The sequence below is a fragment of the Micromonospora taraxaci genome, assembly GCF_007830095.1.
In the GTDB taxonomy this organism is placed as follows: Bacteria; Actinomycetota; Actinomycetes; order Mycobacteriales; family Micromonosporaceae; genus Micromonospora; species Micromonospora taraxaci.
The window spans coordinates 4,005,419-4,018,107 of the sequence record NZ_VIWZ01000001.1; the positions used below are offsets into that span (position 1 = coordinate 4,005,419).

Sequence of the window (12,689 nt, forward strand, 5' to 3'; positions counted from 1 at the left end):
TCGCGCGGAAGGGGAGGTGCGGCATGGACGTGATCGACTACAGCGTGCCGGTGGAGGAACTGGTGTCGGCGGTGAAGGACGCGGTGAGGCAGGCCGGCATCTCCACTGTCGACGAGGGCCGGGACCTCCGGGTCGGCACGGTTCAACTGACCTTGAGCGCGGTCGTCACCACGAAGCTCGGCGGTGGCCTGGATTTCCGGGTCCCGGTGATCGGCTGGAAGGTCAAGGTGGGCGGCAGCCACGCCCGCCAGCGGACCCACACGATCGACATCACGCTCGTCGCCGAGGATCTCCAAGATCGGCACGAGCTACGCCACGGCTCTGTCGAGGCGACCCTCGTGGACGCGATCACCACGATCCGCGCGGTGGTCGCCGCCGCCAGCGGGGGTGACGACCCGCTGGTGTTGAAGACCGGCACTGTCGAACTCGTCTTCGGCGTCACCGACCAGGGCACGATCTCGGTCGGCGCGGAGGGTGAGTTGACCGACGAGGTCACCAACACGCTCCGGATCGAGCTGCTCGGGGCTACCGCCGGATAGCTCAGGCCGGGACCAGGACGGCCTCGCGCAGCAGTCGGCGGGTGAGCGTGACCCGGTCGGCGTCGTCGGGCAGGCCGGGCAGGTCACCGACCCGGGTGGTCACTCCGCTGAGCAGGGCACGGGCCGCCGGCTCGCACTCGGCGGGCAGGGTGATCGTCCGGTCGAACAACCGCAACGCCACACTGTCCGAGCCGTACGGCACCAACTGCCACCGCAGGCCCGCCCGCACTGTGACCCGGGTGTCGGCGTCCAGGGTGGCGAGCGCGTCGGCCTGGGCGAGCGGTCGGATCGGCGCCGGGCGGGAGGCCGGCCAGGCGCGCTGCCGCAGCCGTGCGGCGACCGCGCCGGGGTCGACGCGCAGCAGCCAGTCCCGCAGCGCCTCCACCGTCTCGGTCAGCTCCGGCTCGATGGCGTCCGGGTCGGCGACGTCGGTGCCGAACGGCAGGCTGGCCCGCAGCCGCTGGTCCTCGGAGGCCAGCGCGAGCAGCTCCTCGACCAGCGCGTAGCGGGTGAGCGCACGGATGCCCACGGTCAGGTGCAGCGAGCTGGCCTCCTGCGCCTGTGCGCTGTGCAGCCACCCCCGGGGCAGGTAGAGGGCGTCGCCGGGGGCGAGCACCACGTCCAGCGCGGCAGGCCCCTGCGCGGTGGCGGCGACCTCGTCGGCGCGTCCGCCCCAGGGCTGCTTCTCCAACGGGTCGGGCAGCACCGGCGGGTGGATCCGCCAGTGTTTGCGGCCGTCGACCTGGAGGACGAACACGTCATGGGTGTCGTAGTGGGTGGCGAACCCCTGACTGCCCGCCGGAGTGAGGTAGGCGTTGACCTGGAGCGGCTGGTTGAGCGCGAGGCCCAGGTCGCGGGCGAAGTCGACGAGCGGCGGCCAGATTCGGTGCAGACCCTGCAACACCAGGGTGGCGCCGGAGGCGTACTGCTCCAGGATCCGCTCGTCGAGCACCTGGTCGCCGATCTCGGCGCCCGCGCCGCCGCCTCCGGTCCAGCGCGCGGCCGCGACCAGCTGGCCGTCCTTGGCGACGCGCAGGAACGGGGTACGCAGACCGCGCCGGCTCAGCAACTCGTCGGCGTCAGCGGGGCTGAGCAGATCGGTGAAGCCGGCCGGGTCGGGCAACTCGGCGGCGCGGGACAGCAGCGGGGTGTGTCCCCAGTGCGCGGCGGCGAACTTGGCCGGTTCGACCGACACGCAGCGGGCCAGCGCCGCGGCGGCCCCGGCAGACGGAACCGCCGGACGGCCGTGGCCGTCCGGCGGGTCGAGGTGCGTCATGGTGTACGCCTACCGGGCGCTGCCGTCAGCGCCGCCGTCCTGCTGGCCCGGGGTCGCGCCGCCGTCGGCGGGGCCCTCCGCGCCACCGTCGGCACCGCCGTCCTGCTGGCCCGGCGTGGCACCACCGTCGGCGGGGCCCTCCGCGCTGCCGTCCGCGCCACCGTCGTGCTGACCCGGGGTCGCGCCACCGTCGGCGGGGCCCTCCGCGCTGCCGTCCGCGCCACCGTCGTGCTGACCCGCGGTGGCACCACCGTCGGCCGGGCCCTCCGCGCCGCCGCCGCCCATGGTCTGCATGTCGTCATCGTTGAGTGCCATCGGTGCTCCCTCGGGTGTGCCGCCCCGCCATCCGCCGGGGTCCGTCGTACTGCGGGTGGTACCCCACGCGCGATCTTCTCTAACCCTCACCGTAGACGCCGAACCGGGGCGACACGGGCAGTTCGCGGGCGGCGGCGGAGAGTGCCAGGACGAGGCGGTGATCCTGGTGGGCACCCACGTCAGACGACTGAGCCCGCCCGACGGTCGTCGGGCGGGCTCAGGGACAGCACACTGTCACGGCATCAGCAGGGCGAGGTCCTTGGGCATCGTTTCCTTCACGTCCTGCCACTCGCCCTGGGTGACGTGTCGGCGCAGGGTGTCCAGCACCACCTGCGTCACCCGCTCCGGGCCGCCCTCCGCGTCGTACGGGAAGCCCTGCCGGACCTCGTAGAGGAAGTCGTCCCGGTTGAGCTTGATCGGCACGTCGGACGGCACCCATCCGTCGAAGTAGATGCCCCGCACCAGGACCGGCAACTGCTGGGCGAACTCGACGCTCTCGTCGACCGGCAACCGGTCGCGCAGCAGGTGCAGCACCGTGCGCAGGGCGGCGTACGACTGGTTGCGCCGATCCTTCGGCCAGCCGTAGGCGTCCTCGATGTCCTTGAGAATGAGGTTCGTCTTGTCCAGCGAGGACTCGAACGCCGAGATCATCGCGTCAGCCATCGGTCGACCCCCGTTCCGAGGTGTCCCACCGTCGGTCGTCTGCGCGCCGTGGCGGCCCCACCGGGCCGCGGCGGGCCCGCACCGGGCTGCCCTGCGGTGCGCGCCGCGTGTTGTCGGCCGTGCCGACCACGTGCAGGACGGCACCGCGCCGCCGATCCGTCACCACTCGAACCGTCATCCCCGTCACCTCCGTGTCGTCTGCGGCGTCGACCACCCTCGGGGCGGTCGTACCCACCGTCTCCACCCTGCCGGCGGTGCGGGTGACGCGGCCCCACCCGGATCGGGTGAGTTCAGTCGACGGCGAGGAGGTCCGCGAGGGTCTTGGCGTTCGTCTGCGCGTAGTCGCGGTAACAGTTGTTCATGAGGACGTGCGTCTGACCGGCCTCGTCGGCCAGCTCGCGCAGCTTCGGCGCCCAGTCGGCCAACTCCCGTTTGGAGTAGTGGTAGCCGAACTTCTCGTGGATGTCCTTGCTGGTCCACTTGTCGCTGTGCCCGTGGAAGCGCATGACAGCGAGGTCCGCGGTGGCGGCCAGCACCGGCGGCAGCGACGAGCGGTGGCCCTGCGGCATGTCCACGCAGACGTACGGCAGCTGGTGCTCGCGCAGGAAGGTCAGTGTCTCGTCGGCGTTGTCGCCGTCGAACCAGGAGGCGTGCCGGAACTCGTAGACCGGTCGCAGCGGCGCGCAGCGCTTCGCCACCTCCAGCAGGTACTGCTTGTTGGCCCGCTTGATGGTGAACCAGGGCGGGAACTGGAACAGCAACGCGCCCAGCTTGCCCGCCTCGACGAGTGGGTCCAGCGCGGACAGGAAGCGCGTCCAGACCTCCTCGTACGACTGCGCGGGCAGGTCGTCGGGGTAGACGTTCTTCTTGTCGGTCTCCGGACGCAGGTCCTTGTAGAGGGCGCTGACCCTGGTGGGATGCCCGGTCAGCAGGCTGAACGCCTTGACGTTGAAGGTGAAGCCGGCCGGGGTGCGGTCGGCCCACAGCCGCGCGGTCGCCTCGGCGGGCGGCGAGTAGTAGGTGGCGTCCACTTCGACCAGCGGGAACTGCCGCGCGTAGTAGGCCAGCCGCTTCTCCGGGTTGTCAGCGGTCTGCGGATACCAGCCCGAGTCCAGCAGCGTGCGGTCGGTCCAGGACGCGGTGCCCACGAGGATGTCACCCATGGCTCAAGTCCATCGCGCCGCGGACCGACCGGCAACCGCTGGCGTCGCTCAGGCCGCCCGCCGTTCGCGGGTCTGCTTGCAGGTCACACACGTGGTGGCGGAGGGGAAGATCTCCAGCCGCTCGACCGGGATGGCCGCGGAGCAGCCCTCGCACCAGCCGTAGGTGCCCTCGGCGAGCCGGCCCAGCGCGTGCTCGTACTGGGCCCGGCGGTCCAGGATGGTGCGCAACAGGGACTGCGCGGTGTCCCGCTCGGCCGTCTTGGTTCCGCTGTCGGCCTGGTCGTCGCCGGCGGTGTCGCCGACCTCCACCAGCCGCAGCACCTGGCTCTGGAGCACGGCCTGGTCGTACTCGGCGGTCAGCTCGTCGTACCGCGCCTGGAGTGAGTTCCGGATCTGGTCGATTTCCTTCTGGGAACGGTTCGTGTCGACCGTGTCGTGGACGAGCATCGCTGCCTGCCTTTCCTAAGCCTGTGGCTCACGGTGAACCGGGTGCCGGCGGCGTGGAGCCCCGGTCACGGTCGCATTCGGTACGCGGGCGATCACCCGCGCTCTGTGAGCCGGGCGAGTACCCGCCGGATCGGCGGGGCAAACCGACGAATTCTCGCGGTTGTCAGGCGTCGGTGGCGGGCTCCACGAGCGCGGGGTGGCGGGGGTCGTCGACACGTACCACCACGTCGGCGAAGCTCGCCGGGACGACCTCCTCGGCGTACCTGTCGAACGCCGGCAGAACCCACGCCTGGGCGGGTTCGGTCCGTCGACGCAGCGCCGCCGGGGACACCTGCAGGTGGACGGTGACGTCGAACGGCAGCCCGCCACCGAGCAGCAGTGGACCGCTGACCAGGACGACGCCGCCGGGTGGCAGGTCGACGTAGCGGGCCCGGCTGGCCCGGTCGGCGTCGGCGTCCCAGAGCGACGGGAGCACCCGGCCGGTGCCACCCGGGCCGGCGGGGTCGAGGACCTCCCGACGCAGTCCGGCCTCGTCGACCCATCCCTCGTAGAAGGAGTCCGGGTTGGTGCGGCCCAGTTCGAAGCGCAGTGACGCGGGGCGGAGGAAGTCGCCGGCCCGGACGTGCAGCACCGGAATACCCTGGGCGCGCAGCGGGTCGACGAGGGCGGCGGCCAGCTCGTCCGGACCGGCGGCGGAGGGGCCGTCGATCGCCACCCGCAGCCGGGCGGGTCCGGAGTCGGCGGTCGCGGTGCCTGTCGCGGCGTCGACCAGCCGGCCGGTCAGCTCGGTGACGAGCAGGTCGGGCGAGATCGGGCGGATGCGCACCGGACCATCCTGCCCCGCGTCGGGCAGGTCGGTGAGGCGGGTCAGCCGGTGCGGTCGATGGTCACCCGGGCGTCGTCGGCCAGCCGGTAGCCAACGCCGTAGACGGTGGTGACCAGGGGCACGTCCACACCGACCTTGCCGCGCAGCCGACGCACGTGCACGTCGACGGTACGCACGCCGGCGTGCTCGTAGCCCCAGACGGCGTTGAGCAGTTGCAGTCGGGTGAACACCCGGCGCGGATGGGCGACCAGGTGCAGCAGCAGGTCGAACTCCAGCCGGGTCAGCGGCAGCGGCTCGTCGTCGCGCAGCACCGAGCGGGACGAGGCGAGAATGTGCAGGGCCGGGATGGTCGGGCTGATCGCCCGGGTCGGCGACCGGTTGGCGGGCGTCTGCTCGGGGCGGCGTTCGGCCGGCACGGACCCGACGATCACGCCCTCGCCGCGTTCGAGCATCTCGCGGGCGGCCTCCAGCAGCCGACGTGCCGCCGGGGTCAGCGACTCCTCACAGGCCAGCGGGATGGACAGCGTCACGGTGAGCACTGGCGTCGCGGTGTTCGCCGGGCGACGCTGACCGCCGGGCGGTCGACCGGGCACCGCGGGTTGCGACGTGTGCCATCCGGCGCGCGACGAGGCAGGGCTGACCGACATGGTCCTCCTTGGGCTGGTCCGGGTATCTCCCCACGGCCCGGGACGCCGCTTCATCGATGCTTCCCGGCACCCGGGCGAGGGTCAAGAGGCGGCTGCGTTGCATGAATGTGACAATTGACGAACACATCGGAGCCGGGCGCTCGCTCTGCGTACGAGCTTGATGATTACAGCAGAGTCGCCGAGATGCCCCGATACGGGGGTCCCCGCCCGGTTCACCGAGGTGGTCGCAGGCCGCCTGACCAGGGCCTACCGGGTGTGGTCCACGCTGATCGGAGCCTCGTCGGCCAGGCGGTAGCCGACCCCGTAGACGGTGGTCACCACCTCCGACCCGGCCAGCTTGGCGCGCAGTCGGCGGACGTGCACGTCAACGGTCCGGGCCACCGCGTGTTCGTACCCCCAGACGCTGGACAGCAGTTGCAGGCGGGTGAAGACCCGGCGTGGCCGTTCGGCCAGGAACAGCAGCAGCTCGTACTCGATGCGGGTCAGCGGGATGACCCGGTCGCCCTGGCGGACCATCCGCGAGCCGGCCAGGATGCGGACGTGGGGCGCGTCGGCGGACGGCTCGCCGCCGCCGACGGGGATCGGCGCCGGTCGCGGCCCGGGGGCGAGGTCCTCGACGGTACGCAGCTGACCCTCCCCCGACTCGGCCAGCTCGCCGAGGAGCTGGACCAGCCGGGCCAGCCGTGGGCTCAGCGGCCCGGGGACGAGGTCGAGGGTGATGGTGAGGGTCGGGGCGGTGCGCGGACGGGTCGGGCGCGTCCCCGGGTGGCGGCGCGTGGGGATGGCGACGACGGACATGATGCCTCCTGAGTGGCGGTACGTCCGCCACGCCTGGTGCGGCGTGACGGTCAGCGGCGCGCCCACCCGGTGTTCACGGGCGACGCGAGTGCAGAGGTGTGCAGCGGGGTCGGGCCGAGAGCCGGCAGGCCGGCGATCCGCCACGCGGCGAAGCCACCGACCACGTCGGTGGCCCGGTGCAGGCCGACGTCCTGCAGGGCGGCGGCGGCCAGCGACGACGTGTAGCCCTCCTGGCAGAGGATCATCACCGGTACGTCGTAGTCGACGGCCTCGGGCAGTCGGGCCGGGCAGCGCGGGTCGAAGCGCCACTCCAGCACGTTGCGCTCGACAGTGAGCGAGCCGGGCACCACGCCGTGCGCGGCCCGCTGCGCGGCGGGCCGGATGTCGACCAGCAGAGCGCCGGCCCGGTACGCCAGGTGAGCCTGTTCCGGGTCGAGCCGGTCCAGCCGGGCCCGCGCGGCGGCCAGGATCTCGTCGATGCCGCGGGAGCCCGCGGGCGGCACGGGTGCCGGACAGTGCTCGGCGGTTACCTGCATTATCGGTTCCTTCCGGTAACAGGGGGTTGGTCGTGACTCGCCGGGCTCACCAGGACGTGCCGGCCTCGGCGACCTCGGCGATCCGCAGCCGGCCGTCCACGAGGTCGTAGCGGGTCATCCGCAGCAACGCGGGCCGGTAGACGTGCACGCTGACCGCCGGATCGGGGCCGTGGTTGGTCACCCGGTGCACGTGTCGGGGTCCGAAACGGCGACCGACGCCGGCCGGCAGCAGCCGCGGGCGTAGCCGACCGGCGCTGACCGTCTCCTCGGTGAGCACGCCGCTGACGACCCGGAACGCACCGGAGGATCCGCCGTGGTCGTGCAGGTCGGTGCCCTGCCCGGGCAGCCAGCTCAGCGCCCACACCTCGTGCTCGTCGCTGACGGCGAGGCGGGCGTACCAACGTTCGGCGGGGTCGAAACGCAGCGCGACCGGCCAGCCGGCCGGGTCGGCCCACCGGGCGGCGACGGTGAGCAGGTCGGACTCCGGACGGTGGTGCGTCATGGCGGTTCCTCGCGGGTCGTTCGGCGGGGTGCCCTCGTACTCTAGACGGCAAAGCCTATAGGTTTAGTAGGTAATTCCACACACTGAGACACCGATCAGCTCCACGGTCGGTCAGCGCAGCACCGGCGGGTCCACCCGGTAGCCGGGCAACGAGGGCCACCGCACCGTCAGCACCACCGACGCGCGCTCGGCGAACCAGGAGTGGTCCACCCCCCGGGCCCACACCACGTAGTCGCCGGGCACCGCCAGTCGTACCGTGCGGTCGGGCAACTCCACCCGAAAACAACCCTCGACGAGGACGAGCAGAGTGGTACGCCGCTCCCCCGTCGCCCACCGCGACCGGGCCTGCCCGGGTGGGTGCACGCCCCACTTCACCTCGACGTCGGCGCTGTGCCGGATCTCCCCCGGCGGCGCGAAGTGCCCGAGCAGCCAGCCGGCGTTGGTGGCACCGTCGACACCCGCGTTGCCCACGTACACCGTCTCAACCATCGGACCCCTCCCCCAGCTCGCCGGCCGAGCAACCTATCAGGACAGGCCCAGGCCGGGTGTCGAAGTCCTCGGTCGAGCCGAGGCGGAGCCCAGACGGCGTCCGGCGAGGCGGAGCCTCGTCTGGATACCGGTGTCGTATCCGGACGAGGCTCCAACGCGGCCGGTCGGCGTCTGGGCCCGTCGCAGGCCGGCCAGGGGCTTTGACACCCGGCCTAGCCTGGACGGGTGACCGACGACCTCGACGCCGAGACGCTGGCGTTCGCACACCGGATGTTCGACCTGGCCCGCGCCGGCTCCACCGAGGAGCTGGCCGCGCAGCTCGACGCCGGCCTGCCGGTCAACCTCACCAACGACAAGGGCGACACGCTGCTGATCCTGGCCGCGTACCACTCTCACCCGGACACCGTGGCCGCCCTGCTCACCCGCGGCGCCGACCACACCCGGGCCAACGACCGGGGCCAGACGGCGCTGGCCGCGGCGGTCTTCCGCAGCAGCACGGACGCGGTCCGCGCGCTCCTCGCCGCCGGGGCCGACCCGGCCCACGGCAACCCGTCCGCGATGGAGACCGCGCAGTTCTTCGACCTGCCGGAGATGACGGAGCTGCTGCGCGCCGGCTGACACCAACCCCGACGGGCCGGTATACAGGGTCGGTGGAAGATCCTCTGCCCGAGCAGATGCGGGCCGCCGGCACCGCGCTGCTGGCCGCGCTCGACCCCGCCGCCCGCGACGAAGCCGTGCACCCGTTCGACGACGAGTCCGCCCGACGCTGGCTGGAATACCGGCCCCGACCCCGACCCGGCGTCAGCCTCGCCGCGATGGACGTCGCCGGCCGCAAGGCCGCCCACCGGCTGCTGGCCACCGCGCTCAGCCCCTCGGCGTACGCGCAGGCGATGGCGATCATCGCGCTGGAGGAGGTGCTGGACCGGGCCGAGGACTGGCAGCGCGGCCGGCACAGCGCTGACTACTGGGTGGCCGTCTTCGGTGACCCGGCGCGCGACGACCGCTGGGCGTGGCGGTTCGAAGGGCATCACCTGTCGGTGACCATGACGGTGGTCGCCGGCCAGGTCTCCCCCGCCCCGATCTTCTTCGGCGCCAACCCGGCGGCGGTCCGCTACGCCGGCCGTCCGGTCTCCCGCCCCCTCGGCGTCGAGGAGGACCTCGCCCTGGCGCTGCTCGACGCGCTGGGCCCCGCCGAACGGGCCGCCGCGATCATCGCCGACGACGCGCCGGCGGACATCATCAGCGCCACCCGAGGGCAGGTCGACGCACCGCTGGAACCGCTCGGCGTACCGTCGGACCGGATGGGCCCGACCGGCCGCGCGCTGCTCCACCAGGTGGTCGCGCTCTACCTGGACCGGCTGCCGCCCGAGCTGGCCACCCGGGAGGCGGCCCGACTGGACGCCGGCCCGCTGCACTTCGCCTGGGCCGGTCCCACCCGCGCCGGGCAGCGCCACTACTACCGGGTGCAGGGCGACGACCTGCTGATCGAGTACGACAACACCAGCCCGGACGGCAACCACGCGCACACCGTGCTACGCCGCCCCGCCAGCGACTTTGGTGCCGACATCCTGGCCGGTCACCACCGAAGCCACCACTAGCCCTTGTCGATCATGGACTTGCGGTGGGCGACTTGGCCCGTTACGCCACTTTTGCGAGGCACCACACGTACATGATCGCCGTGGTCAGGGCCGGGTCGCCTCGATGAGGAAGCGTTGGGCGTGGCCGGTGAGAGGGCCCTTGGTGGTGATGCGGTCGTGCAGGGTCAGAAGTTGCTCGCGGTAGCGGTCGACAGTGAACCCGGGCACCGTCCAGATCACCTTGCGCAGGAACCAGACCACCGCGCCGATGTCGAAGAACTCCGCCCGCAGGGTCGCCCGGCGCAGGTCGACCACCCGCAGGCCGGCTGCCTCGGCGGCGCCGACCGCGTGGTCGGGATGCCGGGTGGCCGGCGGCGGCAGCGGACCGAGGATCGCCTCGCTCAACTCCCGCATGGTGCCCGCCCCGATCTGCTGGGACAGAAACGTGCCGCCCGGTCGCAGCACCCGCGCCGTCTGCTCCCAGTCGGTGCGTACCGGATGCCGGCTGACCACCAGGTCGAAGGAGGCGTCGCGGAAGGGCAGTGGCCCGGCCGGGTCGACGGCCACCACCGTCGCGCCCACTCTTCGCAGGGTCCGTCGGGCGACCACGACGTTGGGCGGCCAACCCTCGGTGGCCGTCAGGAGCTTCGGTGGCCGTGGCACCTCGGCGAGCACCTCACCACCGCCGGTGTCCACGTCCAGTGCGGCGGTGGCACGCGCCATCCGATCGGCGACCATGCGGGCGTACCCCCAAGGTGGTCGCTCCTCGGTGGCCCGCCCGGCAAGCCAGTCGAAGCCCCACCCGTCGACGGGGGCGGCAGCGGCCTCCGCGATCAGTTCCTCGGCGTCACGCTCGGCGTCCATGGCGGCCAGCCTCGTGGTCGGTCACCCCGCCGGCAACCCATTTGCGCCGCACCGGCCGGGGCCTGTCGCGTCGGGACGGCCGCGTCGCGGAGCCGCCGCTGGCCGATGCCCCTGGGCGGCGGCAGCCCTCAGCCGAGGCTGAGCTGGTGTTCCTCGAGGGCGGCCTGGAGGATGCCGAGCGCCTTGTCGCCCATGCCGTGCAGTCTGGCCAGGTCAGCTCGGGGGACGTCCGCGAGCTGACGCAACGTGGTGTAGCCGGCGCCGTGCAGGGCGCGGGTGGCGGGTGCACCGATCTTGGGAAGCGCGTCCAGGGACGAGGTCATCCGTGATGATAAACCGGCCAGCCGCACCGGCGGCGTCCCGTTCATGCGCGCCGCGGACCGGGTCAACGCCTGGCTGTGCGTAACCGGAAGCCGGGTCGGGTCAGCGGCTGGGCCAGGGGCGCGGGATTTCGCCGGTAGAGCCACCGAGGGCCTCCAGGCCGCCGGCCTCGGCCCGAGGGCCGTCGAACTGGCGCATCAGCCGGGCGCCCAGGTGGACGCCGACCCCGCCGATGGCCAGCGCGACCAGCTCGGTGACCAGGATCGCGGCTGACGCCCCTCGTTGCGGCGACTGCGACCGGACCAGGCAGGTGAGCAGGAACATGCCGGCCATCACCGCGTTCACCAGGTTGAAGGCGACGGCGGTGCGGCGGGTGCGGTCCCCCGGTACGTCCCACAGGTCGACCATGCCCGCCACCGCGGTCAGCGCAGCGGCGACGAGGGCGGCGACACCCGTCCAGTAGCCCACCTCGCCCAGGAACGCCGGCCCGCCGACGACGTCGGTGAGGTCGAAGACCGTGGCGCTGACGAACAGCCCGAGCGGGAACGTCACCAGCATCGGTTGGATCGGATGCCCCTGCACTCGCAGTCGGCTCTGCATCGGTCCTCCCCCGGGTCGGCGCAGCTCACCTGACCAGAGTGCTACCCGAGCACGCTCGCGGCGAAACGATGCCGCCCGACTCGCCGCTGACCGGACGAACGGACACCACACCACAAGCCGTGATCACCTCGCGTTTCAGGAAACCGGGCCATCGCAACGCCTCGGATAGCGCGCCTTCACGGAACCCGAGTCGATCATGGAGGTGCAGCGCGAGCAGGCGCGGCGTGGTCAGGCGTCGCGGGGGCGGGAGACCGTGTGGACCAGTCGCTCGGCCACCTCGCGCAGCGGGATGTCCAGCGACGTCGCGGCCGTACGCAGTACGTCGAGGGCCTCGGCCGGTGGGCACCCGCGCTGGGTCATGATCACGCCGACGGCCTGGCCCACCACCCCTTCGTGGAGCAGCGCGGCGTCCCGTTCGGTGGCGACGGTGAGTTGCCGCTTGCGGTCGCGTACGGCGGCCAGCAGCAGGCCGGCGTGTTCGGCGAGCAGCATCGCGGTCAACTGGTGTTGCGGGGTCAGCAGGTCCGGCGAGGCGGCGTAGAGGTTGATCGCGCCGATCACCTGGTCGTCGATGTCCACCGGCGCGGAGATCACCCCGCGTACGCCGAGGTCGCGGGCGCGCGCCGTCCAGACCGGCCAGCGGGGCTCGGCGGTCAGGTCGGCGGCGAGGATCATCTCGCGGCGTTGGATGGCGCTCATCGCCGGAGAGTCCGGGCCGTGTCGCAGGTCGTCCAGCCCGGCCAGCCGCTCGTCGGAGGCGGCCACGCCGGCCGGTTCGCCGGCGCGGAGGGCGGTGAAGCCGCACCAGCGCACCCCGGCCACGGCGTCCCGGGTGATCCGGACTAGCGCCAGCAGCGCTTCGTCGAAATCGGTCAGGGCGATCAGGCCTGCGGTCAGTTCCCGTAACAGCGCGGCGGCCTCCAGGACGCCGAGGGTCTGCACCACCGGCTCCCGCGTATCGATGTTCACCGCTTCGCAGCCTCCGTGCCCGTCCGCGCCTGCCCGCCGGGCATCGTCACCTGTGTCATCGTCTGCTCTCTCCCGACTTGACCGACCAGCCCTACTACCCTCGCAAACCCTGGTCGAAACGACGTAAATCGGGGCCTCTCGGCGCGCGGGGTCGCGC

At 72.6% G+C, this 12,689-nt stretch carries 18 protein-coding genes; 3 read left to right on the top strand and 15 right to left on the bottom strand.

Annotated features, from left to right (window positions below):
• Positions 1-23 precede the first annotated feature (23 nt).
• Positions 24-539 carry a trypco2 family protein gene (locus FHU34_RS18480; RefSeq protein WP_145782166.1) on the top strand — a complete coding sequence of 172 codons (516 nt, stop codon included), beginning with the start codon at positions 24-26 and terminating at the stop codon, positions 537-539.
• Position 540: 1 nt separating this feature from the next.
• On the opposite strand, the gene FHU34_RS18485 is transcribed toward FHU34_RS18480, so the two are convergent.
• The 11 genes from FHU34_RS18485 to FHU34_RS18540 form a co-directional block, all read right to left on the bottom strand.
• Entirely contained in the window at positions 541-1,815 is a 1,275-nt protein-coding gene (locus FHU34_RS18485; RefSeq protein ID WP_145782169.1) for a cupin domain-containing protein, read from the bottom strand.
• Between the two features lie 9 nt (positions 1,816-1,824).
• A complete protein-coding gene (locus FHU34_RS18490; protein ID WP_145782174.1) occupies positions 1,825-2,130 on the bottom strand; it encodes a hypothetical protein in 306 nt (101 codons plus the stop codon).
• Positions 2,131-2,364: 234 nt separating this feature from the next.
• Positions 2,365-2,793, bottom strand: coding sequence for a DUF2267 domain-containing protein (locus FHU34_RS18495; RefSeq protein WP_145782179.1), 429 nt, complete (start codon positions 2,791-2,793; stop codon positions 2,365-2,367).
• A 290-nt stretch (positions 2,794-3,083) separates the two neighbouring features.
• A complete protein-coding gene (locus FHU34_RS18505; protein ID WP_145782183.1) occupies positions 3,084-3,956 on the bottom strand; it encodes a DUF72 domain-containing protein in 873 nt (290 codons plus the stop codon).
• Positions 3,957-4,004: 48 nt separating this feature from the next.
• Positions 4,005-4,403 carry a TraR/DksA family transcriptional regulator gene (locus tag FHU34_RS18510; protein ID WP_088989739.1) on the bottom strand — a complete coding sequence of 133 codons (399 nt, stop codon included), beginning with the start codon at positions 4,401-4,403 and terminating at the stop codon, positions 4,005-4,007.
• Positions 4,404-4,566: 163 nt separating this feature from the next.
• Positions 4,567-5,229, bottom strand: a complete 663-nt coding sequence (locus tag FHU34_RS18515; RefSeq protein WP_145782184.1) for a nucleoside/nucleotide kinase family protein — start codon at positions 5,227-5,229, stop codon at positions 4,567-4,569.
• 41 nt (positions 5,230-5,270) lie between these two features.
• Positions 5,271-5,876, bottom strand: a complete 606-nt coding sequence (locus FHU34_RS18520; RefSeq protein ID WP_145782189.1) for a winged helix-turn-helix domain-containing protein — start codon at positions 5,874-5,876, stop codon at positions 5,271-5,273.
• A 246-nt stretch (positions 5,877-6,122) separates the two neighbouring features.
• Positions 6,123-6,674, bottom strand: a complete 552-nt coding sequence (locus FHU34_RS18525; RefSeq protein WP_145782194.1) for a winged helix-turn-helix domain-containing protein — start codon at positions 6,672-6,674, stop codon at positions 6,123-6,125.
• Between the two features lie 50 nt (positions 6,675-6,724).
• Entirely contained in the window at positions 6,725-7,210 is a 486-nt protein-coding gene (locus FHU34_RS18530) for a rhodanese-like domain-containing protein (RefSeq protein WP_145782200.1), read from the bottom strand.
• Between the two features lie 46 nt (positions 7,211-7,256).
• A complete protein-coding gene (locus tag FHU34_RS18535) occupies positions 7,257-7,712 on the bottom strand; it encodes a cysteine dioxygenase (protein WP_145782205.1) in 456 nt (151 codons plus the stop codon).
• Between the two features lie 111 nt (positions 7,713-7,823).
• The gene (locus FHU34_RS18540) at positions 7,824-8,201 is read right to left on the bottom strand and encodes a cupin domain-containing protein (RefSeq protein ID WP_145782219.1); all 378 of its coding nucleotides are present in this window, start codon (positions 8,199-8,201) and stop codon (positions 7,824-7,826) included.
• A gap of 225 nt (positions 8,202-8,426) precedes the next feature.
• On the opposite strand from FHU34_RS18540, the gene FHU34_RS18545 reads away from it, so the two are divergent.
• Positions 8,427-8,819 (top strand): ankyrin repeat domain-containing protein, encoded by a 393-nt coding sequence (locus tag FHU34_RS18545; protein ID WP_145782224.1) that lies wholly within the window; start codon positions 8,427-8,429, stop codon positions 8,817-8,819.
• Between the two features lie 32 nt (positions 8,820-8,851).
• Positions 8,852-9,799 carry a DUF3500 domain-containing protein gene (locus tag FHU34_RS18550; protein WP_167524837.1) on the top strand — a complete coding sequence of 316 codons (948 nt, stop codon included), beginning with the start codon at positions 8,852-8,854 and terminating at the stop codon, positions 9,797-9,799.
• Between the two features lie 84 nt (positions 9,800-9,883).
• Here FHU34_RS18550 and FHU34_RS18555 read toward each other — a convergent pair whose 3' ends face one another.
• The 4 genes from FHU34_RS18555 to FHU34_RS18570 form a co-directional block, all read right to left on the bottom strand.
• Positions 9,884-10,642 carry a class I SAM-dependent methyltransferase gene (locus FHU34_RS18555; RefSeq protein WP_145782229.1) on the bottom strand — a complete coding sequence of 253 codons (759 nt, stop codon included), beginning with the start codon at positions 10,640-10,642 and terminating at the stop codon, positions 9,884-9,886.
• Positions 10,643-10,770: 128 nt separating this feature from the next.
• The gene (locus FHU34_RS18560; protein WP_145782233.1) at positions 10,771-10,965 is read right to left on the bottom strand and encodes a helix-hairpin-helix domain-containing protein; all 195 of its coding nucleotides are present in this window, start codon (positions 10,963-10,965) and stop codon (positions 10,771-10,773) included.
• Positions 10,966-11,065: 100 nt separating this feature from the next.
• Positions 11,066-11,563: a DUF2231 domain-containing protein gene (locus FHU34_RS18565; RefSeq protein WP_145782239.1), complete on the bottom strand. Its 498-nt coding sequence runs from the start codon at positions 11,561-11,563 to the stop codon at positions 11,066-11,068.
• Positions 11,564-11,791: 228 nt separating this feature from the next.
• Entirely contained in the window at positions 11,792-12,532 is a 741-nt protein-coding gene (locus FHU34_RS18570; RefSeq protein WP_145782244.1) for a GAF and ANTAR domain-containing protein, read from the bottom strand.
• Between the last annotated feature and the right edge of the window lie 157 nt (positions 12,533-12,689).

Excerpts from the sequence above, each read along its gene's own strand:
- FHU34_RS18480 (WP_145782166.1), top strand. The coding sequence starts at position 24 with ATGGACGTGATCGACTACAGCGTGCCGGTGGAGGAACTGGTGTCGGCG.
- FHU34_RS18485 (WP_145782169.1), bottom strand. The coding sequence starts at position 1,815 with ATGACGCACCTCGACCCGCCGGACGGCCACGGCCGTCCGGCGGTTCCG.
- FHU34_RS18490 (WP_145782174.1), bottom strand. The coding sequence starts at position 2,130 with ATGGCACTCAACGATGACGACATGCAGACCATGGGCGGCGGCGGCGCG.
- FHU34_RS18495 (WP_145782179.1), bottom strand. The coding sequence starts at position 2,793 with ATGGCTGACGCGATGATCTCGGCGTTCGAGTCCTCGCTGGACAAGACG.
- FHU34_RS18505 (WP_145782183.1), bottom strand. The coding sequence starts at position 3,956 with ATGGGTGACATCCTCGTGGGCACCGCGTCCTGGACCGACCGCACGCTG.
- FHU34_RS18510 (WP_088989739.1), bottom strand. The coding sequence starts at position 4,403 with ATGCTCGTCCACGACACGGTCGACACGAACCGTTCCCAGAAGGAAATC.
- FHU34_RS18520 (WP_145782189.1), bottom strand. The coding sequence starts at position 5,876 with ATGTCGGTCAGCCCTGCCTCGTCGCGCGCCGGATGGCACACGTCGCAA.
- FHU34_RS18525 (WP_145782194.1), bottom strand. The coding sequence starts at position 6,674 with ATGTCCGTCGTCGCCATCCCCACGCGCCGCCACCCGGGGACGCGCCCG.
- FHU34_RS18530 (WP_145782200.1), bottom strand. The coding sequence starts at position 7,210 with ATGCAGGTAACCGCCGAGCACTGTCCGGCACCCGTGCCGCCCGCGGGC.
- FHU34_RS18535 (WP_145782205.1), bottom strand. The coding sequence starts at position 7,712 with ATGACGCACCACCGTCCGGAGTCCGACCTGCTCACCGTCGCCGCCCGG.
- FHU34_RS18540 (WP_145782219.1), bottom strand. The coding sequence starts at position 8,201 with ATGGTTGAGACGGTGTACGTGGGCAACGCGGGTGTCGACGGTGCCACC.
- FHU34_RS18555 (WP_145782229.1), bottom strand. The coding sequence starts at position 10,642 with ATGGACGCCGAGCGTGACGCCGAGGAACTGATCGCGGAGGCCGCTGCC.
- FHU34_RS18560 (WP_145782233.1), bottom strand. The coding sequence starts at position 10,965 with ATGACCTCGTCCCTGGACGCGCTTCCCAAGATCGGTGCACCCGCCACC.
- FHU34_RS18565 (WP_145782239.1), bottom strand. The coding sequence starts at position 11,563 with ATGCAGAGCCGACTGCGAGTGCAGGGGCATCCGATCCAACCGATGCTG.